The sequence below is a fragment of the Litoreibacter sp. genome, assembly GCF_058136045.1.
The window spans coordinates 270,669-291,078 of sequence record NZ_JBYVDD010000008.1 but is presented as its reverse complement, the minus strand read 5'-3'; the positions used below and the strand labels follow the sequence as shown (position 1 = coordinate 291,078).

Sequence of the window (20,410 nt, the reverse complement as noted above, 5' to 3'; positions counted from 1 at the left end):
CCACAGTTGCGCCGGAAACTGGCCATACGCACGCCGCATGGCTGGGCAATGTAGAGCGATCTTGTATGAGTAATGACAGTAACAATCGAGGCCACGCGTATGACCCTATCAGGTGAGGGTAAAACATTTTTATTCCTGCAAGGGCCACACGGGCCCTTCTTTTACCGCCTTGGCCAGATGCTTGGCGCGGCGGGGGCTGATGTGTGGCGTGTGAGCTTCAATAAGGGCGACGACGCATTTTGGTTCTCGAACGCGTCACTCATCCCCTATCTCGGCAGCCCTGAAGATTGGGCAGACCATTTCGCAAAAATTGCATCAGAAAAGTCGATCACCGATGTCGTTTTATACGGCGATACCCGCCCAATCCATGCGCAGGCGATTGAACGCGCAAAAGATATGGGCATCCGCATCCATGTGTTCGAAGAAGGATACTTGCGTCCCTATTGGGTGAGTTATGAGCGCGGCGGGGCCAACGGGCATTCACGCCTGATGGATATGACCGTCGATAATATGCGCGAAGCCTTGGAAGGGCTGGATCTGGATTTACCTGACGCGCCAGCGCGTTGGGGTGACATGCGCCAACATGTATTTTACGGCATGGTTTACCACTATTTCGTACTGTTGCGAAACCGGAAGTACCGCAACTTTTGCCCCCATCGCGCCCTGAGCGTGACCAAAGAATTTCAGCTTTATTTGAAGCGGCTGGTCACCATGCCCTTCACCGCCCTAGAACGTAGCTTGGCAACACATCGCATCAAACATGGCGGATTTCCCTATCATTTGGCGCTGTTGCAGCTGGAACATGATTCAAGTTTTCAAGAGCACTCGCCCTTCGACACGATGACCGATTTTCTAGAGTTGACCATTGACGGGTTTGCCAAAGGTGCGCCCGGTCATCACCATTTGGTCCTCAAAGCGCACCCATTAGAAGATGGCCGGGTTCCGCTGCGCCAAGAGATTAAACGCATTGCCCGTGAAAAGGGCGTCGAAAAACGTGTGCATTATGTACGGGGCGGTAAATTAGCAGGCCTGCTGAACACCGCGCGATCCGCCGTGACTGTGAACTCCACGGCTGCACAACAGGTGTTGTGGCGCGGTCTGCCGCTGAAAGTCTTTGGCGAGGCAGTGTATAATAAGCCCGAGTTCGTCTCGACCCAATCATTGCCAGAGTTTTTCACCAACCCAACGCGCCCAGACAGCCGCGCCTACCGCGATTATCGCCACTACATGCTGGAAACCTCGCAAATACCGGGCGGATTTTATTCTGCGCGTGGTCGGCGGCAACTGCTGCGCCAAGTGGTCGATATGATGTTGGTGCGCGAAGACCCCTATGACGCACTGATTGCAGGCACAGCCACGCCCCGCCAGCAATTACATGTGGTGAATTAGGTCGGCTACTTCAGCGCCGCGCTGATCCCGATGGAAGCTATCAGTTGGTAATAGCCAAAAATTACCAACAGGAAGAAGGCGAACAGGATCAACTCATGCTTGAAATGGTGCGAGTGAAAATATTCGCGGTCATGATGGTGGATCACATCCATCAGCTCATCACCGAAGCGGATCGACAAAAACGTACCCAGAGCCGACAAGATAATAACCGCACCATAGGGGATAGGTTGCGTCAGAACCTTGTGCAAAACTTGCGTTAAAAACGTTGTTTCATAATAGTTTGGGCCATAAATCAGCACCGCAACATTTATCCCGATAGCAATGGCCCAGACCGCGATCTCGGACAAAACCATGCGAATACCAAACAGCAGCCGCAGCGGAAAATCCAGCAAGAAGCCAGCGTCGGCAACCGGCGTACACAACACGAAAAAGCTCCACGTTAGAAGGGCTGCAACACCCCCAGTGGCAAAGTCATACTCATAGCTAAGGTAGCCGAAATACCCGACCAACAGCACACAAAGCAGTGCGAATTTGATCAAGACCTGCGCCTGTGGTTTCGCCGTCATGCCAGAACCTTTCCATCGCTATGCGTGCCTGTATTCGATGGCACTTCAAGGTTTCACATAAGCCTCCATAAGAGTGTTCGCCAGTGTCCAATTGCCGCGACAACACACCATGCAATCCACATCACTGCGACGCACTGGCAACACTCCGCCATGTGTGGCGTCGTGGGGCTAGATTTTCTTCGGCCTTCCTATAGGGTTAAAAGAAAAACTTGAGGCAGTCTCATTATCGAGGAGGACACCAGTGAAAAACTTGGGTCCCAAAGCTACGACAATCGTGGCTTTTACACTTGTGGCTATTATGGTCGCGTCTTGTGGGTTGCCGAAGTCCGGCCCCGGCAAGCGCCAGATTTTTGCAGGTTCCGTGCAAAAGCAGGGCGACGCTTATATCGTCGCCGTCAATAGCCGTGTTACCCGCGCCACCGCAGTTCAACCTGTGCTTGGGTTCTCAGACACCTTCTTGAAGGCAGGCGTTGTTGGCTCTGACATCATCCGCGCTGGCGACACGCTTGGGCTGGCCATTTGGGAGAACGTCGACGACGGGCTTCTGGCGCCTGAGGGTGCCAACGCCACCGATCTGAGCGAAATTCAGGTGGATGGCGCAGGCTTCATTTTCGTGCCTTATGCTGGCCGCATCAAAGCAGCGGGCAACACGCCCGAGGGGTTGCGCCGCATCATTACCGGCAAGCTAGACACTCAGACCCCGGATCCACAGGTTATCGTGCGCCGCGTTGCAGGCGATGGCGCGACCGTGTCATTGGTGGGCGGCGTCGGCCAGCAAGGCCTGTTCGCCATTGAGCGCCCGACCCGCACGCTGTCCGCGATGATTGCCCGTGCAGGTGGCATCTCGATCGCACCTGAAGTGGCGCAGATCACAGTTATTCGTGGCAAGCAGCGTTCAAAAGTTTGGTTCCAAGATTTGTATTCCAACCCGAAATTCGATATTGCCCTGCGCCCCGGCGACCGCATCTTGGTCGAAGAGGATAGCCGCGCCTTCACCGTTTTAGGGGCCACTGGCGCGCAAAGCCGCATTGAGTTTGTCACCCAGACCCTCTCGGCCATCGAGGCCATCGCGCAGGTTGGCGGGCTAAGCTCCAACCTCGCGGACCCCACAGGTGTGTTCATTTTCCGCAATGAGCCCGCTGCAATTGCCAATTCGGTTCTGGGCCGCACTGACCTTCAGGGCGCACAACGGTTTGCCTATGTGTTGGACCTGACCCAGCCCACTGGCATGTTTGAAGCCCGCGATTTCGTGATCCGCGACGGCGACACGGTCTATGTGACCGAGGCCCCATTCGTGACCTGGAACAAAACCATCTCGGCGCTGACCGGCTCACTCCAATCGGTTAACGCCTTGTCGAGCCTCGGTGGTGGCTAACCATCCGAGCTCAGATGAAGCCGTGGGCGGTCCCTCCCTCCGCCCGCGGCTTTTCTATTTCAACGGGGGATTTTTCACCCAATCGCGCGTCCGGCGCATTCTGGATTTAGCAGGCTACGATTTGCGGTTGGGCAAACCCGACGCAAAAGACCTGATTGCTGTTTGGGGCAAAAGCCCGACCTCTGGGCGCGGCGAAACGGTCGCACACTACACTGATGCGCAACTGGTCCATGTCGAGGACGCCTTTTTACGATCTCTACGACCGGGCCGTGATGGCGAGCCGCCTTTGGGTCTGACCGTAGATCATCAGCGGCCCTATTTTGACAGCAGCGGCCCCTCGGATTTGGAAGATACCCTGTCAAATGAGATCTTTGATGATGCTCACGAATTGAGCCGCGCACGCGATGCGATGGCGCGCCTCAAGGCGTTAAACCTTTCAAAGTATAATGATTTTGATGCAAGCGCCCCTATCCCAAAACCGGGATATGTGCTGGTCATTGATCAGACGCGCGGCGATGCTTCGATCAAATATGGTGGTGCAACGGCCAACCATTTCCGCGAAATGTTGGTTTTCGCGCAAGAAGAGCATCCGAATGCGCGCATCCTCATCAAAACCCACCCCGAGACGAATGCAGGCCACCGAAATGGCCACTTCAGCCTGAAAGACGCGAATGAGCGCATCTCGCTGTACGAGCACAAAGCCGCACCCTACGCGCTGATGGAGGGGGCGATTGCCGTCTATACGGTCAGCTCTGGCATGGGGTTTGAGGCCATTTTAGCGGGGCATAAGCCTGTGGTTTTCGGCCAGCCGTTCTACGCAGGTTGGGGGCTGAGCGATGATCGCCAGCCAATTGACCGCAGGCAACGCACCCTGACGCGCGCGCAGCTATTTGCAGGTGTGATGCTGCGATATTGCAAGTGGTACGACCCCTACCGCGACCGGCTTTGCCGCCTTGAGCACGTCATCGACACGTTAGAGGCCCTCACCCGGGCACAAACGCAGGATCGAAATGGCCATGTGGCGTTTGGTATGCGGCTTTGGAAGCGCGGGCCGATCCAGCAAATGTTTGGCGCGAACCGTTTTGGCAAGGACGCAAGTGTGCGCTTCATTGCAGATCAAGAAGCCGCGTTGATGGCCGCGCGGGGCGGGTCTTTGCTGCTTTGGGCGGGCCGCGAGCCAGAGGGGTTTGCGCTGCGTGCGCAGACCCAAAAGACCACGCTCCTGCGGGTCGAGGACGGGTTTTTACGCTCGCGCGGGTTGGGCGCTGATTTGGTCGCGCCTTTGTCTTTGGTGACAGATGATCGCGGCATTTACTATGACCCGACCCGACCAAGCGCGTTGGAAGCCTTGATTGCAGCAAGCGGCACACTCAGCACGGCAGACCTGTTGCGCGCCGAGCGGTTGCGCACCAATTTGGTGAAGCTAGGGTTGAGCAAATACAACCTTGGCGGAGCGACCCCCGACATCGACGCGCAGGGGCGCGAGGTAATATTAGTCCCCGGACAGGTGGAAGATGACGCCTCGATCCGGCTCGGCACCAAGGATGTATCGACCAATGCCGGATTGCTGGAAACGGTGCGCCGTGATTTCCCCGATGCAGTCCTGATCTACAAACCGCACCCCGATGTTGAAGCAGGCTTACGGCCCGGTAAGATTGAGGCGACAGATGCGGATATAATTGCAAACAAAACTGATGCTATTGCTTTGATTTTAAAGGTAGACCGGGTTTGCACCATGACATCCCTTCTGGGATTTGAGGCGCTTTTACGTGAGATTGAAGTAACCTGCTATGGCACGCCATTCTATGCGGGATGGGGGCAAACTGATGACCGGGGGTTAACCCCTGCGCGGCGCGGGCCTGACGCCAGTTTGGACGGGTTGGTACACGCCACTCTCATCGCTTACCCGCGCTATTTTGACCCGCTCACACAGCAGCCCTGCCCCGTCGAAGTCGTGGTTGATCGACTGGCGAATGGGTCAGTCCCAAAACCAAGCCTTGGCAATCGCTTATTGGCCAAAGCGCAAGGTGCATTGGCTGGCTATGCCCATCTCTGGCGATAAAAAAGGCCCCCTCGCGGGACACGAGGAGGCCTTGCAGGTCGGGAGTGACCTGTGGGGGGGATTATTTAACGAAACGCTCTGCGGCTGAATCGTTGCCCAGTGCGAATTGAGCTTGTAGGTTGCGGCTTACGTTATTGCCACCCAGAACGATATTTTGCTCTGCGGCGCTCTCGTTTGCGGAAGCGCCAATCCATAGCGCAGCGTTCAAATCGCCAGCAGATGTGCCAGACACGACCCGCTCTGCGGCGCTGTCATTGCCCAATGCGAAGAAGGCTTGTGTAGAGGATACATCAGCAAATGTTGGGGCTGCGATGGTCAGGGCGATGGCGGTTGCGATGATAGTTTTCATTGTAAGTACTCCGGTTTGATTAATGTGTGTGTCGGCGTGTTGCCGTTCGATGAGATGAATATGGGGTATGTGAATTGGTGTCTCAATGTGAATTTACGGTAAATAAAGGCGTATTGAGTGCGCATATGCACGATTGACCTTCGCGTCAGCCAAGACCGTCGCGCCCCCGTGAGAAGGCGCTCACGAGTTGTGAGGTGGATGAAATATTGGTTTTTTTACGCCTGAATCGGAGGTGCCACGATTCTAGATATCGTCGCGATTCCAAATGTGCATCACATCGCCGCCAAGGCTACGGCTCTCAGCCAGCTTAAAGCGTGGTGCATGATCCAAGGCCCCATAGCCAAGCGCCCCAAGGCCCGCCAGCCCGTCAGCGCCCAGCATAACCCCAGCGGTGAAACCTATGAGCCGATCAACCAGCCCGGCCTGTAGCAAGGAGGCGGCAAGGCTCCCGCCGCCCTCGCACAGCACACGGGTCAGACCCGCCTGCCCTAAGGCCTCCATCGCAGCGCCCACATCAAGGCGAGCCGTCGTCGCATCTTGCGCCACTTCAATCAGATGTGCCCCGCGCGCGGCCCAGAAGTCGCGCGCGCTCAGGGGGGCCGCGTCGCTATGGATCAACCAAACCGGAGCATCCGCTTTGTCTTCGGCGAGTGGCCCGTGGGTGGGAATGTTCAACTGCGCACTCAACGCAACACGCACTGGCTGGCGGCGCGCGCCCATACCGCGCAAGGTCAGGGACGGTAGATCTTCACGCGCCGTATTGCCGCCGACCATAACCGCGTCATGGCTGGCGCGCAGGGCTTGCACCTGTAGGCGCGCCTGTGGACCGGTGATCCATTGGCTCTCGCCCGTGGCCGTTGCAATGCGCCCATCAAAGGACGAGGCCAGTTTGAGCGTCACCAAAGGCCGCCCATCCGTGATCCGGGTCAGAAAGCCCCGTTGATCATGGTGCGCCTGCTCGGCCAAAATTCCGGTATCAACTGTAATCCCCGCCGCCCGCAGCATATCAAGCCCACGCCCCGACACACGCGGATCAGGGTCGCCAATAGCAACCACCACCCGCGCAATCTGCGCGTCGATCAAGGCCTGCGCGCAGGGCGGGGTTTGGCCAACATGAGAGCACGGCTCCAAGGTCACATAAGCGGTGGCCCCTTTAGCCTCATTGAAGGTGAGTTGTGACAGCGCCATTTTCTCAGCATGAGGTCGCCCGCCGGCTTGGGTCCAGCCCCGCGCCAATACGCGGCCATCTTTCACAATAACACAGCCCACGGCCGGGTTGGGCCATGTCTGCCCCAACCCCCGTTTGCCCAGCGACAGGGCCAAACCCATCCATCGCTGGTCACTGGCTTTGCTCATATGCTTAGTCGTCTTTGCCGACTGGTGGGCGCAACTCGTGGACAAAGTCCTCGAAATCATCCGCCTCTTGGAAGTTTTTATAGACGCTGGCGAACCGCACATAGGCGACCGTATCAATCCGCGCCAAGGCTTCCATCACGATCTCGCCGATTACGCCTGATTTAATGTCAGTCTCGCCCATGCTTTCCAGCCTGCGCACGATGCCGGAAATCATCTGGTCGATGCGTTCAGGATCAATGGGGCGTTTTTGCATGGAAATACGAATAGAGCGTTCCAGCTTATCGCGGTCGAACTCTTCGCGCTTGCCAGAGGATTTAATGATCACCAGATCGCGCAATTGCACGCGCTCATAGGTGGTGAAGCGGCCCCCACAGGCCGGGCAAAAACGCCGACGACGGATTGCCACATGGTCCTCGGCCGGACGTGAATCCTTGACCTGAGTGTCTACATTTCCACAAAATGGACAGCGCATCGTGTTTTTCCCTCTATCCTGCAATCTGGGTGTTATCCCCCAGTTATCCACAGGCACTATAGGGTGTCCGCTAGGACATGGGTAGAGCAGAATTCCGCCCGCTAGATAAGGTGTGTCATAGCCGACTCACCCCGCGCGGGCCGGTTGGAAATGCGCCGCCACTTCGCGCTGATGGGGACGGTCGCGATGCTCGAACAAATAGATGCCCTGCCATGTCCCCAACATCATGCGCCCGTCACGCACAGGAATTGATAAACTCACCGGCATCATCGCCGCCTTAATATGAGCCGGCATATCGTCGGGGCCTTCATAGGTGTGCGTCAGGTATGACATGGAGGGATCACTGGTCGGTGGCACCAAGCGGGCAAAGAAGTTTTGCAGATCGGTTTGCACCTCAGAGTCGGCGTTTTCTTGGATCAGCAAGGAGCAAGACGTGTGGCGCACGAACAGCGTCAAAAGCCCGTCCGAGACGTGTTGAGCGGTCAGCCAGCGCGCCACATCACCAGTAAACTCGGTAAGCCCAGAGCCAGAGGTGGGGATGGTAAATAGGGTCATTGTGGCTCCAGATATCCGCGATAATGCACAATCAGCGCCCCATTGGGCAGGCTCAGGCGCACGTCAAATGTAAAGCGGCCCTGCGCATCAACAGCCTCGCGGGTTTCGCTTATCGGTGTCAGCACTTTGGGGATAGGGATCAGCCCAAAAGCGCGGCCAGCCGTGACGGGGAAATGCAGTGCGCCATCATCGACCTTCAAGTTTAAGCCAAAAACCATTGGCCCGAATTGCTCGCTCATCCCGTGATCGGGATCATAGCGCAGCGTCGAGCGGAAGGATTTTCTACCCATGTTGCGCCGCCAAACCTCAGAATTATCGCGTGCCGTGATCTCAACTGTGGCCGCGACATCGCCCCCCGTGATCGGAAAACCTCCAACCACCGCCGCAATCCTGGCCAGCCAATGCCTCGCCGTTTCAACCTGCGCGCGCCCTTTGAAGCGCGCGGTATGCGCCGGGCTGTGCAACACTTGGACTGCAAGCGGCAGCTCTGCAAAAGTTGGGCCTAATGCTTGGGCAAAAATCGCGATCACCTCGCGATCCCGACGCTCGAATTTGGCCTGAATGGTTGCAAGCTGCGCCTCGGCTTGGGCGCGGGTGAAGGCGGCCAAAGCAGGCCGCGCGCCGCAAGCGGCTTTGCCCGCCAGCAATTGCTCTAGCAAGATAATGACAGGCTGCACCGGCGTTTTGGGACCATGCCCGTCGGGGATAATCATATCCCAAATCCGCTCGACCCGACGTGCACCTTCAAGCCCGCAAACCCGCACCCGCATACCGCCCGCATCTGAGCCAACGCGCAAAAACAGGTTGGAAATCTTCAGCAGAGGTTTTGAGAGCGGCTCTAGTGATCTCACGCCCAATGCAGGCACCAAGTAGCGCCCGACTGTAAGCGCGCGATGGAACAGGGTCACCTCCAACCCCGCGCGTGCGGTGATTGTGGCCGCCCCAAAGTGGCGCGCAAATAGCGACACATCCGGCGTGTGCACCAAGGCTGCCAAGCGCGGCTTCAACTGCTCCGCACCCACACGAGGGGCAACGCGGATGCTATCGGCCCACCCATGCGACGTCTCCACCCGCCCGCCACGGCGCCGCGCAAAGGGCTGGCCCACCTGCCCCAAAATGGCACGCATGACCGACAAGCCGCGCGGCGTACGATTGCCCGGAAGGATCGTGGTCTCGATCAGCTCAATCTCGTCCAACCCCTGCGCTAAATCTGCCGCGATAGCAGACGAGAGGGCTGGAGTAGTGGACGCGCCGGAAAATGCGCAAAGCGACAGGTCGCGTGCCAAGCTGTCCAACTCGGTGATCCCCGCCACAAACTGCGCTCCGTCAGCGATGTCGAGGTAATGCGCGCCCGCCTCCAGCACCACGCGCGCAAACCCATATGGGGCCGCACCGTAGGATTGAAACGGGCCAGAGCAATCAATCACCGCAAAGGGTTTGAGGTCACGCAGGGCTTTGCGACAATCGCTCAGCCGCGTGCGATCCAGCACAAAGGGCTGCGCGCCCAACTCTTGCGCCAGCGGGTTCAGCGTCGCGGGGCTGCGCCCTGCAACAGAAAGCGAGATGTCATCGCGCGTGCTAAGTTGGCGCGCCAAATGGCCGCCAAACAGCCCCGTCGCCCCCAGTAAAAGAATGGATCTAGTCAAGGAACCGCTCCGCGATATCAGGTGTTGGGATCATGCAGGTGTCGGTCTTTCCAAACATGGCATACCGGTTGCGGGCGATGCGATGATAAAGCCAATCCGCGATAGGACGGGGCAAGATACGCACAGCATATGCCACCCGCCAGATGCCCCCAAGCGCGCCGACGGATGCACAAAAAGCGTCAAGCTTCGTGTAGATGCGGCCCTCGAGAATGACGATATTTGTATCGTAATCCGCAGATTTCAGGCCCAAACGGGTGTAAATCGCCTCGCCCAGATCGGATTGCGCAATCACAAAGCGGAACCGCCGCGCGTGGTCATGGCGCAGCATGAACTGCAAAAACCCCGAGCACAGCACACAAACCCCGTCGAACACGACCACATCGGCACCACGCGTCAGCGACGTAATTTCGGGGTCTGGATTAAGCCGTGCCATACCCCGATAGGTAAGGTGCACGCGGGCCTAGATGCAAGTGCCCAACGCACTAATCGGCGCAGCCCGCCCATGTGTGGGACGAATAATCATAGCACCGCCCCTCGGCGCGAAACTGCTCGGCAAGGCTATCAATAAAGCCTGTATGGCTGCCCTTGTCGCACCGCACAGAGGCGATGATATCATCGCCCCGAGAGACCTCTACCCCCGCCTCTGTATCCGGGTTGCCCGGATCGCGGTTGAAGGAGGTATACACCTCGTACGAATAGTCCCCGTTGGCGATCTTTACCACCTCCCAGATCGAGGAGCCGATGCCCGGCCATGGGGTGTAGACGATATTCGATGTGCTGCGCAGCAACTCCAGATCGGCTGGCCCACCAAGCTTGCCGAAGCGGTACAAAACAGCCCCGTCCCCCGCGCATAACTCTAGCGCCTTTGCGCCTTGCGATACTGTGCATGACAAAAGCGTCTCGGCCCCTTGCGGGCAATCTGCAAGGGCCGGAAAGGAAAAAATGATCGCGGCCAACGTAAAACCTGCTTGAGAACCCATCGTGATCAAACCTCATGAAACACTCATTACCCCAAATTGCGCGATTTCACTTGGTCATGCAAACTTTACAGATTTTGCCCGACTTATCGGTTTGATCTTCATCAAGGCCTCCAACCCGTTGGGCACATAGACTTACACGCAAAAGGAGGACCACCTAATGACCACTATCGCTGAGTATAAATCCACCTTGCAGGCCCGCCGCGCTGAGTTGGTCGCGCGCAGCCAAGAGGTCGAGGCCGAGCTGGACGCACATAACTCCAAGGACTGGGAGGAGCTGGCCGTGGAGCGCGAAACCGATGAGGTCTTGGAGGGGTTGGGCAATAGCGCCGCCACCGAAATCACCATGATCGACGCCGCTTTGGCGCGTATGAAAGAGGGCGAATTCGGCTACTGCGTGACCTGCGGCGATGACGTCAGTGCCGAGCGTTTGGCCCTATTGCCTTACACGCCTTTTTGCCACAAATGCGCCCCTTGAGGTGCCCTAAGTAAAAAGGCCGCATCGGATGATACGGCCTTTATCGTCTCTATTGATCCAGGAACGAGCGCAGTTTTCGCGACCGCGAAGGGTGCTTGAGTTTGCGCAGTGCTTTGGCCTCGATCTGGCGAATACGCTCCCGCGTCACCGAGAATTGCTGACCCACTTCTTCAAGCGTGTGGTCAGTGTTCATCCCGATCCCGAACCGCATCCGAAGCACGCGTTCTTCACGCGGTGTCAGTGAGGAAAGCACGCGGGTCGTGGTTTCCTTGAGGTTCTCACGAATGGCGCTGTCCAACGGCAGCACGGCATTCTTATCCTCGATGAAGTCACCCAACTGGCTGTCTTCCTCGTCACCGATTGGCGTCTCCAGAGAAATCGGCTCTTTGGCGATCTTCATCACCTTGCGAACTTTCTCCAGCGGCATCTGCAACTTAGTGGCCAACTCTTCCGGCGTCGGTTCGCGGCCAATCTCGTGCAACATTTGGCGACCAGTCCGAACCAGCTTGTTGATCGTCTCGATCATATGCACCGGAATACGGATCGTGCGCGCCTGATCGGCAATCGAGCGGGTGATGGCCTGACGGATCCACCACGTCGCATAGGTCGAGAATTTATAGCCACGGCGATATTCAAACTTATCGACAGCCTTCATCAAGCCGATGTTGCCCTCTTGGATGAGGTCAAGGAATTGCAACCCGCGGTTGGTGTACTTCTTGGCAATCGAGATCACGAGGCGCAGGTTGGCCTCGACCATTTCTTTCTTGGCTTGGCGGGCTTCTTTCTCGCCCTTTTGAACCTGCTGAACGATGCGGCGGAATTCAGTGATATCAACGCCAACATATTGGCCAACTTGCGCCATTTCCGCGCGCAAATCTTCAACTTTCTCGCGCGACCGCTCGATCAGCGCAGTCCAGCCGCGGCCAGTCTTAGCCGTAATCCGGTCAACCCAACCCGGGTCCAACTCGTAGCCGCGGTATTCCTCAATAAATTCGCGGCGGTTAATGCGGGCCTGGTCGGCCAGCTTCACCATGGAGCTGTCGATGGACATGATCCGGCGATTGATCCCGTACAATTGGTCAATCAGCGCTTCAATCCGGTTGTTATGCAGGTGCAGCGAGTTCACCATCTCCACGATCTCAGAACGCAAAGCCTGATAGGCCTTCTCCTCTTTCTTGGAAAATGTGTCGTCGTGATTGATCGCAGCCGAAATACGCAAATCCTGCATATCGGCCAGCTTCAGATAGTCATCAGCGATAATATCGAGGGTTTCCAGCACGCGCGGCTTCAACGCGGCCTCCATCGCCGCAAGGCTCATGTTGGCCTGCTCATCCTCGTCGTCATCATCGTCATCGTCAGTGGCAATCGGGTTGCCATCGGCGTCTAGCTCGGGCTTGGTCTCGTCCTTCGTCTCCGCACCGGGAGCCGCAGGCGTTGCAACAACGGCTTCGGTTTCTTCACTCTCTTCTTCAAGCGTATCGCCAAAAGTTGTCTCAAGGTCGATCACGTCACGCAGCAAAATGTCCTCGGACAACAGCTCGTCGCGCCAAATTGTAATCGCTTGGAATGTCAGCGGGCTTTCGCACAGCCCCGCAATCATCGTATTGCGGCCAGCCTCAATGCGTTTCGCAATGGCAATCTCGCCCTCGCGCGACAGCAATTCAACGCTGCCCATTTCACGCAGATACATGCGAACCGGATCGTCAGTGCGGTCAAGCACTTCTGTCGTGGAGGTCGACAGCACCACATCTTTAGTGGAGTTCACCTCGACCAAATCCTTGGTCGAACCGTCGTCTTCCTCTTCCTCAATGATATTGATGCCCATCTCGGACAACATCGACATCACATCTTCAATTTGCTCTGACGCAACCTGTTCTGGCGGAAGAACCTGATTGAGCTGATCATAAGTGATATAGCCGCGCACCCGCGCTTCGGCGATCATCTTCTTAACAGCGGCTTGGCTCATATCAAGGCCTGCGGCGGCATCCTCGCGCTCTTGCTTCTGGTCGTCAGTGTCTTTGGCCATGGACTGCTCCTAAATAGCGCCGCAAGGGTGATTCGTGTGAATCAGTGATGATTCGCACAAACTTGCCCGAATCAATAGCGCGAATCATAGTGATTCGCACGTCGGTTTCTAAGACAGGCTTACTGCCCTTTCTTTACCCAAACTTTACCATCAATCAAAGATTGCAAATACTCCGACATAGAGCCGCGATCTTCGCCATCCCCGCTGCCCTCGACACCTTCGCTACGCAACGACGCATTCCGCGCTTCAGCCGCTTTGCCAACGCGCCATGTCAGCGCCTCATCAGCCACGCCTGCGAGGTCTTCAACCGCATCCTCGATCTCTCGCTGGACGCTGCGCCGCGCTTCTAGTTTTGCCAGTTCTTCCGCAAGGGTCATCCGTGTAAGTTTTGGGTCAGCCCCCGCCTGTGTGGCCGGAGCTATCTGCACATGGCGAAGCGCGCGTAATTTTTCAAGAGGTGCCGGGCCAATCTCGGCCTCAATGGTTTGGCGCAATTGATTTGCATCGACCTCATCGGTGTGGCGCAACAGTGCCGCCAAGATAATACGGTGGTCCGCACCATATAAATCCAGCACCTCCAGATCAGACAGGGCATGGGTTAACAAATCAGGATGCGCCAGCAATACCGCCAATATCATCGCCTCGCGAAGGTGCTCATTGGCCCCGCCATCCGGCCCCAAAAACGAGCTTTTGGTCGAGGCCACAGCCCCGCCCATATCACGCTCTCCAAAACGCCCCTTACCCTTCCATGGGCCGCGCGAGCGATTGGGTTGCCACTCTCTTTGCTCAACAGGCGCGGGGTTCAAGCCAAACAACTCAGCCCGTAACCGTTTGATTTCATACCCGTAATGACTGCGCAAATTACCATCCGAGATCTTCTGTAAAGCAGCGCGTAAAGACTGGTCCAAGCCAGAGCGCCGCTCTGGGCTGTCAAAGCTCTTGCCCTCAATTTCACGTTGCCAAAGCAGATGCACCAAGGGCTTAGAGTTCTCCACCAGCGCGCGCATTGCATCCGCACCTTGGGTCTTCACCAGATCATCGGGATCAAGCCCCTGAGGCAAAATGCAAAACCGCAACGACTGCTGGGCCGACAGCATCGGCAGAGCCAGATCAATCAACCGCATCGCCGCACGCAGGCCAGCCGTATCGCCATCAAGGGCTATCACCGGCTCGGGCGAGATGCGCCATAACAGCTGCAACTGCGTCTCGGTTATAGCAGTCCCCAACGGGGCCACCGTCGCGCCAAACCCGGCCGCATCCAGCGCGATCACATCCATATACCCCTCGGCCACGATCAACGGCTGCCCCTTGCCAGCGGCTTCGCGCGCGGGTCCGTGATTATAGAGCGAGCGCCCCTTGTCGAACAATTCCGTCTCGGGTGAGTTTAGGTATTTGGCGTTGTCATTGGGGTCCATCGCGCGGCCGCCAAACGCAATGCAGCGCTTACGCGGGTCGCGGATCGGGAACATAATGCGATTGCGAAATGTATCATAGGGCTTGCCACCTTTGGTCGAGGCCTTGGCCAGACCTGCGGCAAGGATTAACTCCTCCGCCACGCCTTTAGCGGTCAAGTGATCCCACAGGTTTTGCCAACCGTCTGGCGCAAACCCGATATCAAAGCGGTCTTGTGTTTGCTGCGACAACCCACGCTTGTTGATATAATCACGCGCCATCTGACCCGCGCCAGTCTTGAGCTGCAAGCGGTAGAACTGCGTTGCCTGCTCCATCACCTCAATCAACTGCGTGCGCCGGTCCGCCTTCTTTTGCGCCTGAGGATCGCGCGCGGGCATGGTCATCCCAGCCTCACGCGCCATGATTTCCACCGCTTCCATGAAGGACACGTTTTCGGTCTCTTTAATAAAGCCCAGCGCGTCGCCTTTGGCCTGACACCCAAAGCAATAGTAATAGCCTTTGCGGTCATCTACGTGAAAGCTGGCAGATTTTTCTTGGTGGAAAGGACAGGGCGCCCACATGTCACCTTTGCCCTGATTGGACTTGCGCGTGTCCCACATGACTTTGCGCCCCACCACCTGAACGATGGAGGTGCGTTCGCGCAATTCTTCAAGGAAGCCGGGTGGTAAACTCATAGACCAGAATATCGTGCCCCGTCGCGCCAGAGTCCAGTGGCCCCGGCTTCATCTTGGCTAAAATAGTCCCGCCCGAGCCCCCTGCCCCTCAATCGGGCAAATCCGCCTGCGCCTGAACTGACATCATCACCGCATGCACCTCGTGCACCAAAGTCTTGGCAAAAGCGCGAAATACCATGATCTCAAACCCCGCCTCGCGCTTCACAATAATCGCTGACATATGCCCAATCAGTGATCGCGCGACATCGCCCTCACCCATCGCACAAACCTCAAGCGGACAAAGGCGGGCCATGACGTCTTGCGCACCTTTGCCGGACAGTGACACCGCGCACCACGCGTCGGATTGACCGGAGATCGCCGCGCTCAATTTCGGCGGCAGCGCCCCGATCAAGAAGTACTGCCCCCGCGCAACCCAAAGCACCTGCACGCTGCCCTTAGCAACCGAGCAGCCAATCTCGGGCAAACCAACACCCACCGCCTCTTGCAATGCGTCCGACACGCCCCCCACCTTGAATGGCGCGATAGAATGCATCTCTCGCTCGGGTATCTCGCTCAAGGACAGCGCCCCAACACTCAGTGGCAACATGCTCTCAGCGGCAGATTTAGCAACCAAATTAATCACGGGCTTTGCTCCCTTCTGGGTCCAAAAATACAGGGTGGCATATTTCCACCCGCGTCGTGACATTTCGCAAATGATCGACCAATTTCATGACCTCCCCATGTCGCGCACGCCCATCTTTCAAAAAGCCCAAACCCAACATCCCTAGGCTAGGCGAAAACCCCACGGAAGTCGTATAGCCCTGCTGATGTTCTCGGTTTGGGTCATCCTCCACCTCAAACAAAAATGCACCCGCATTCAATTCTTTGACCGCGCCGACAGGTTTAAGGCCGACCATTTCCTCGCGATCCTCGATTAAGCCGGGGCGCATCGCGGCGGTTTTTCCGATAAAATCTTTTTTCTTGGACATCATCATGCCCATGCCAACATCACCTGCTGTCACGCGGCCATGGATCTCAGAGTGGGTCAAAAAGCCCTTCTCGATACGCATCACATTCAGCGCTTCCATCCCATAGGCGCCGCCACCAATCGCTTCAGCCTTGGCCAGCAAGCCTTTGAAAAGGCTAGCTCCATAGCGCACAGGGATTGCTAATTCATAGGCGTGCTCGCCCGAAAATGAGATGCGGAACAAGCGCGCTTTAATGCCTGCGACCGAGACCTCTGCGCAGCCCATAAAGGGTAATTTTAGAGCATTATCAAGGACTTGTTCTAGTAAGGTTTTGGATTGGGGGCCGGCTATGGCGAATTGGGCCCATTGCTCGGTCACCGAGATGAATTGCACGTCAAGATCGGGGCGCAAACATTGGGAGACGAATTCCAAATGGCGCATGACCTGTCCGGCGGCGGCGGTGGTTGTGGTCATAACATAGTGATTTTCAGCGATGCAGGCCGTGGTGCCGTCATCCATCACATGCCCGTCTTCACGCAACATAATGCCATACCGCACCTTGCCGGGTTTCAGTGTGGAAAACGTGTTTATATAAAGAAAATCAAGAAATTTACCTGCATCCGGCCCCTGAATGTCGATTTTACCTAGGGTGGAGACATCGGTAATTCCGACCGAGTTGCGCACCATATTGACCTCTCGGTCGCATGATTGGCGCCAATGCGTTTCCCCCTCGCGCGGGAAGTAGCTGGGGCGATACCAAAGGCCGGTTTCTACCATGGGGGCGACTAGGTTTCGGCTGATTTTGTCAGTGGTTATAAGGCGTTGCGGGGCGAAGCCGATGCCTTGGGCATATGCGCCCATCGCGGCGATGGCTATGGGTGTATAGGGCGGACGAAATGTGGTTGTTCCGGTCTCGGCAATGCCGCGCCCAGTTGCATCAGCTAGAACAGCTAATGCATTGACATTACTATTTTTCCCTTGATCCGGAGACATACCTTGCGTGGTATACCGCTTCATATGCTCAACAGATTTAAAGTTCTCCTGCGCGGCTTGTTTCACGTCTTTTACCGTCACATCATTTTGAAAATCGAGCCATGCACGACCCTTTCCCGGCACCGCCCAGAGCGGTAAAACATGCGTCGGACTTGCGTCGGCTTTTGGGCAGGCAGGCGCGCGGGCACTCAAACCCAGCGCCTTGAGCACCTCTTTGGCACGAAAGATCCCAGATTTCAGACAAGCCTGCGTCGAGAAACTGCCACCAGCAGCACCCGCAACTTCCATGCCTGGGATCATGCCCGGCACCGGAATAAACGCGGCAATCTGCTCGTTCCATTGCGGACGACCATTCATGTGGCACGCCAGATGCAAGGTTGGATTGTAGCCACCAGAGACACCCAAACAATCGGCCATGATATCACCGACACCGCCAGATATCGTGATGCCCTCGAGTTGTTTGCGCCCCTTCACATTGGTGACATACGCGCCTTTATAGATCGGAAAATCACCGCTGATTTGCGCATCCGTGCGACTGTCCACATAGGCCGCGATATGCACGCCAGCCGCCGCCAAATCCTGCGCGGTGCGAAACGCATCATCATTATTGCCAAACAACGCCACGCGCTTGCCTGCCGCGACACCGTAGCGGTTGAGATATCCGCGCAGCGCGCTGGCCATCATCACGCCGGGGCGGTCATTGTTTTGAAACGCAATCGGGCGCTCCATCGCGCCAGCGGCATAAACACAGCCCTTGGCAACGATGCGCCAAAACGTCTCGAGGGGCGCGTCACCAGCATGTTGCACATGATGCGAAACCCGCTCGAGCGCACCATAAGTGCCGCCATCATAGGCCCCCGTCACGGTGGTGCGTTTCATCAAGCGCACATTATCCATGGCGCGCAATTTAGCTATCTGTTCCGCCGCCCAGATATGGCCGGGCATGTCGTCAATATCGTAGGTTTCCGAGTTCAGACGCCCCCCGAAGATGAAATCTTCCTCGGCCATGATCACCTGCGCGCCTGCTTTGGCCGCCGTCATCGCGGCCATGATGCCAGCAGGGCCAGAGCCAATCACCAACACATCGCAAAACGCGAAGGCTTTGTCATAGCGATCAGAGTTGTTTTCCATCGACAAGCGACCAAGCCCCGCCGCGCGGCGAATAATAGGCTCGTATATTTTCTCCCAGAACGCTTTGGGCCACATGAAGGTTTTGTAGTAGAAACCAGCGCTGAGAAACGGCGAGATCAGATCGTTCAGCTCTAGAATATCCCATTCCAAGCTGCCCCAATGGTTTTGCGATTTGGCTATCAGTCCGTTGCGCAATTCTTGGCCCGTCAGGCGAATATTGGGGGTGATTTGGGTGCCATCATGCAGCTCGACCAGCCCGTTTGCCTCTTGCGTCCCATCAGACATGATACCGCGCGGGCGGTGATATTTGAACGACCGCCCCACCAGTTTTACGTTATTTGCCAATAAGGTAGAGGCCAGCGTATCGCCCTTGAAGCCGGTATAAGTCATGCCATCAAACGTGAAGCTGATGCGTTTATTGCGATCAATTAAGCCTTTGCCATCAATCCTCATGATGCCCCCTTTGCGGCTATTTCAGCAGCTAGTTTGACGCTGAGGATTTCGTGGGTGCTGACGTTACGCTCGACCAGAAGCCAGCTAGAGCAGCCAGCCTCGTGGTGCCACAGATCGCGGGTCACACCTGCGGGATTTTCGCGGATATGCAGGTAGCGGTGCATGGCATCGACATCGCCCTCAGCGGGGCGCTCAAGGTAGTCGGAGGCACCGAGATAGTAGAATTCACGCCGGTCACGCGGGCCACATAGGGGGCAATTTAGTCTCATATCAGTCCCTCAATGCAAGTTGTGTTGAGAGCCTGTGCCCTCTTCATCCAACAGGCCGTGACCTGTGCGGAAGCGATCAAATGTAAAGGCGCGCGCGACTTCATGTGGTTGGTCTTTTGCCATCAAATGCGCCATGCACCAGCCCGATGCTGGCACCGCCTTGAAGCCGCCATAACACCAGCCGCAATCCATATAGAGCCCGTCTATTTTGGTGCGGTCGATCACCGGGGAGCCATCAGGCGTCATATCCATAATCCCACCCCAAGAGCGCAGCACTTTGGCCTTGCCCAGCGCCGGAACCAGCGACATTCCGGCCTCCATCACGTGCTCCATCATCGGCAGGTTGCCGCGTTGAGCGTACGAGGCGTAGAAGTCCAGATCGCCGCCAAAGACCAAGCCGCCTTTGTCGGATTGGCTGAGGTAGAAGTGCCCCATGCCGAAGCTGACAACGTGATCCACGGTGGGCTTTAACCCTTCTGTTACAAACGCTTGCAGAATATGGGACTCGATCGGGACCTCTAGGCCTGCCATGGCAGCAACTTGGGATGAGCGGCCTGCGACGACGATGCCAACGCGCTTGGCCCGGATGGCACCGCGCGAGGTTTGCACGCCTTGCACCACGCCGTCTTTCACGTCGATGCCCGTGACTTCGCATTGCTGAAGCAGGTCAACGCCAAGTTGATCGGCGCCGCGCGCATAGCCCCAAGCGACCGCATCATGGCGCGCCGTGCCGCCGCGCGGGTGGTAGAGGCCGCCATAGACGGGGAAGCGGTGGTTCTCGAAATCGAGGTAAGGCAGGTGTTTACGCACGCCTTCGCGGTCCAGCAAGATAGCGTCATCACCTTGGTTGCGCATCATATTGCCGCGTCGTGCGAAGGCGTCACGTTGGCCGTCGGAGTGGAACAGGTTAATCAGCCCACGCCCGGAATGCATGGTGTTGTAATTCAGGTCACGCTCCATGTTTTCCCACAGTTTGAGCGAGTGGGAATAGAACTCGGAATTGCCGGGCAGGAAGTAATTGGCGCGCACGATAGTGGTGTTGCGACCAATATTGCCGCCACCAAGATAGCCGCGCTCTAGAACTGCGATGTTTTTGATGCCGTGGTTTTTGGCGAGGTAATAAGCCGTCGCCAGCCCATGCCCACCACCACCGATGATAATGACATCATATTCAGGTTTAGGTTCTGGATCGCGCCAGACTGGACCCCAGCCTTTATTACCAGTTAGCCCCTGTTTCAGGACTTGGAAGGCATTATAGCCCATCTGCTTCTCCCGTGAT

At 56.9% G+C, this 20,410-nt stretch carries 18 protein-coding genes; 4 read left to right on the top strand and 14 right to left on the bottom strand.

The annotated features are described in order from the left end of the window. Positions 1-72: 72 nt before the first annotated feature. Positions 73-1,389 (top strand): capsule polysaccharide biogenesis protein, encoded by a 1,317-nt coding sequence (locus AC3Y7R_RS13520; RefSeq protein WP_490042576.1) that lies wholly within the window; start codon positions 73-75, stop codon positions 1,387-1,389. A gap of 5 nt (positions 1,390-1,394) precedes the next feature. On the opposite strand, the gene AC3Y7R_RS13515 is transcribed toward AC3Y7R_RS13520, so the two are convergent. Then, positions 1,395-1,955 (bottom strand): hypothetical protein, encoded by a 561-nt coding sequence (locus AC3Y7R_RS13515; RefSeq protein WP_490042575.1) that lies wholly within the window; start codon positions 1,953-1,955, stop codon positions 1,395-1,397. 241 nt (positions 1,956-2,196) lie between these two features. Between AC3Y7R_RS13515 and AC3Y7R_RS13510 the strand changes: the two genes are divergently transcribed. Together AC3Y7R_RS13510 and AC3Y7R_RS13505 are read left to right on the top strand one after the other, a co-directional pair. Next, positions 2,197-3,330 (top strand): polysaccharide biosynthesis/export family protein, encoded by a 1,134-nt coding sequence (locus AC3Y7R_RS13510; protein WP_490042574.1) that lies wholly within the window; start codon positions 2,197-2,199, stop codon positions 3,328-3,330. Beyond that, entirely contained in the window at positions 3,320-5,392 is a 2,073-nt protein-coding gene (locus AC3Y7R_RS13505; protein WP_490042573.1) for a capsule polysaccharide biogenesis protein, read from the top strand. The genes AC3Y7R_RS13510 and AC3Y7R_RS13505 overlap by 11 nt, the downstream gene beginning before the upstream one ends. 61 nt (positions 5,393-5,453) lie before the next feature. On the opposite strand, the gene AC3Y7R_RS13500 is transcribed toward AC3Y7R_RS13505, so the two are convergent. From AC3Y7R_RS13500 to AC3Y7R_RS13470, 7 genes are all read right to left on the bottom strand, one after another. Beyond that, positions 5,454-5,741: a hypothetical protein gene (locus AC3Y7R_RS13500; protein ID WP_490042572.1), complete on the bottom strand. Its 288-nt coding sequence runs from the start codon at positions 5,739-5,741 to the stop codon at positions 5,454-5,456. 243 nt (positions 5,742-5,984) lie between these two features. After that, complete coding sequence (ribD, locus tag AC3Y7R_RS13495; RefSeq protein ID WP_490042571.1) at positions 5,985-7,097, bottom strand: bifunctional diaminohydroxyphosphoribosylaminopyrimidine deaminase/5-amino-6-(5-phosphoribosylamino)uracil reductase RibD; 1,113 nt, start codon at positions 7,095-7,097, stop codon at positions 5,985-5,987. Between the two features lie 4 nt (positions 7,098-7,101). Then, positions 7,102-7,569 carry a transcriptional regulator NrdR gene (gene nrdR / locus AC3Y7R_RS13490; protein ID WP_490042570.1) on the bottom strand — a complete coding sequence of 156 codons (468 nt, stop codon included), beginning with the start codon at positions 7,567-7,569 and terminating at the stop codon, positions 7,102-7,104. A 126-nt stretch (positions 7,570-7,695) separates the two neighbouring features. Then, positions 7,696-8,124 carry a secondary thiamine-phosphate synthase enzyme YjbQ gene (locus AC3Y7R_RS13485; RefSeq protein ID WP_490042569.1) on the bottom strand — a complete coding sequence of 143 codons (429 nt, stop codon included), beginning with the start codon at positions 8,122-8,124 and terminating at the stop codon, positions 7,696-7,698. Then, entirely contained in the window at positions 8,121-9,770 is a 1,650-nt protein-coding gene (locus tag AC3Y7R_RS13480) for a saccharopine dehydrogenase family protein (RefSeq protein WP_490042568.1), read from the bottom strand. The genes AC3Y7R_RS13485 and AC3Y7R_RS13480 overlap by 4 nt, the downstream gene beginning before the upstream one ends. After that, a complete protein-coding gene (locus AC3Y7R_RS13475; protein WP_490042567.1) occupies positions 9,763-10,203 on the bottom strand; it encodes a thiol-disulfide oxidoreductase DCC family protein in 441 nt (146 codons plus the stop codon). Before AC3Y7R_RS13475 ends, AC3Y7R_RS13480 begins: the two co-directional genes overlap by 8 nt. 49 nt (positions 10,204-10,252) lie before the next feature. After that, positions 10,253-10,750 (bottom strand): hypothetical protein, encoded by a 498-nt coding sequence (locus tag AC3Y7R_RS13470; protein ID WP_490042566.1) that lies wholly within the window; start codon positions 10,748-10,750, stop codon positions 10,253-10,255. A gap of 157 nt (positions 10,751-10,907) precedes the next feature. Between AC3Y7R_RS13470 and AC3Y7R_RS13465 the strand changes: the two genes are divergently transcribed. After that, positions 10,908-11,225, top strand: coding sequence for a TraR/DksA family transcriptional regulator (locus AC3Y7R_RS13465; protein ID WP_490042565.1), 318 nt, complete (start codon positions 10,908-10,910; stop codon positions 11,223-11,225). Positions 11,226-11,274: 49 nt separating this feature from the next. Here the strand turns inward: AC3Y7R_RS13465 and rpoD are convergent, their stop codons facing one another. From rpoD to AC3Y7R_RS13435, 6 genes are all read right to left on the bottom strand, one after another. Beyond that, positions 11,275-13,251 (bottom strand): RNA polymerase sigma factor RpoD, encoded by a 1,977-nt coding sequence (rpoD, locus tag AC3Y7R_RS13460; protein ID WP_490042564.1) that lies wholly within the window; start codon positions 13,249-13,251, stop codon positions 11,275-11,277. Between the two features lie 119 nt (positions 13,252-13,370). Next, a complete protein-coding gene (gene dnaG, locus AC3Y7R_RS13455; RefSeq protein WP_490042563.1) occupies positions 13,371-15,338 on the bottom strand; it encodes a DNA primase in 1,968 nt (655 codons plus the stop codon). 88 nt (positions 15,339-15,426) lie between these two features. Then, on the bottom strand, positions 15,427-15,960 hold the full coding sequence (locus AC3Y7R_RS13450; protein WP_490042562.1) for a sarcosine oxidase subunit gamma: 534 nt from the start codon (positions 15,958-15,960) through the stop codon (positions 15,427-15,429). Then, entirely contained in the window at positions 15,953-18,862 is a 2,910-nt protein-coding gene (locus tag AC3Y7R_RS13445; protein ID WP_490042561.1) for a sarcosine oxidase subunit alpha family protein, read from the bottom strand. The genes AC3Y7R_RS13450 and AC3Y7R_RS13445 overlap by 8 nt, the downstream gene beginning before the upstream one ends. Further along, complete coding sequence (locus AC3Y7R_RS13440; protein ID WP_490042560.1) at positions 18,859-19,131, bottom strand: sarcosine oxidase subunit delta; 273 nt, start codon at positions 19,129-19,131, stop codon at positions 18,859-18,861. The genes AC3Y7R_RS13445 and AC3Y7R_RS13440 overlap by 4 nt, the downstream gene beginning before the upstream one ends. Before the next feature lie 9 nt (positions 19,132-19,140). Then, entirely contained in the window at positions 19,141-20,394 is a 1,254-nt protein-coding gene (locus AC3Y7R_RS13435; RefSeq protein WP_490042559.1) for a sarcosine oxidase subunit beta family protein, read from the bottom strand. Positions 20,395-20,410: the final 16 nt, after the last annotated feature.

What these genes read in the sequence shown, in the direction of transcription:
- AC3Y7R_RS13445 (WP_490042561.1), bottom strand. Translation starts at nt 18,862, where the DNA reads ATGAGGATTGATGGCAAAGGCTTAATTGATCGCAATAAACGCATCAGC.
- AC3Y7R_RS13465 (WP_490042565.1), top strand. Translation starts at nt 10,908, where the DNA reads ATGACCACTATCGCTGAGTATAAATCCACCTTGCAGGCCCGCCGCGCT.
- AC3Y7R_RS13435 (WP_490042559.1), bottom strand. Translation starts at nt 20,394, where the DNA reads ATGGGCTATAATGCCTTCCAAGTCCTGAAACAGGGGCTAACTGGTAAT.
- ribD (WP_490042571.1), bottom strand. Translation starts at nt 7,097, where the DNA reads ATGAGCAAAGCCAGTGACCAGCGATGGATGGGTTTGGCCCTGTCGCTG.
- AC3Y7R_RS13500 (WP_490042572.1), bottom strand. Translation starts at nt 5,741, where the DNA reads ATGAAAACTATCATCGCAACCGCCATCGCCCTGACCATCGCAGCCCCA.
- AC3Y7R_RS13475 (WP_490042567.1), bottom strand. Translation starts at nt 10,203, where the DNA reads ATGGCACGGCTTAATCCAGACCCCGAAATTACGTCGCTGACGCGTGGT.
- rpoD (WP_490042564.1), bottom strand. Translation starts at nt 13,251, where the DNA reads ATGGCCAAAGACACTGACGACCAGAAGCAAGAGCGCGAGGATGCCGCC.
- AC3Y7R_RS13520 (WP_490042576.1), top strand. Translation starts at nt 73, where the DNA reads ATGACAGTAACAATCGAGGCCACGCGTATGACCCTATCAGGTGAGGGT.
- AC3Y7R_RS13470 (WP_490042566.1), bottom strand. Translation starts at nt 10,750, where the DNA reads ATGGGTTCTCAAGCAGGTTTTACGTTGGCCGCGATCATTTTTTCCTTT.
- AC3Y7R_RS13515 (WP_490042575.1), bottom strand. Translation starts at nt 1,955, where the DNA reads ATGACGGCGAAACCACAGGCGCAGGTCTTGATCAAATTCGCACTGCTT.
- AC3Y7R_RS13440 (WP_490042560.1), bottom strand. Translation starts at nt 19,131, where the DNA reads ATGAGACTAAATTGCCCCCTATGTGGCCCGCGTGACCGGCGTGAATTC.
- dnaG (WP_490042563.1), bottom strand. Translation starts at nt 15,338, where the DNA reads ATGAGTTTACCACCCGGCTTCCTTGAAGAATTGCGCGAACGCACCTCC.
- nrdR (WP_490042570.1), bottom strand. Translation starts at nt 7,569, where the DNA reads ATGCGCTGTCCATTTTGTGGAAATGTAGACACTCAGGTCAAGGATTCA.
- AC3Y7R_RS13485 (WP_490042569.1), bottom strand. Translation starts at nt 8,124, where the DNA reads ATGACCCTATTTACCATCCCCACCTCTGGCTCTGGGCTTACCGAGTTT.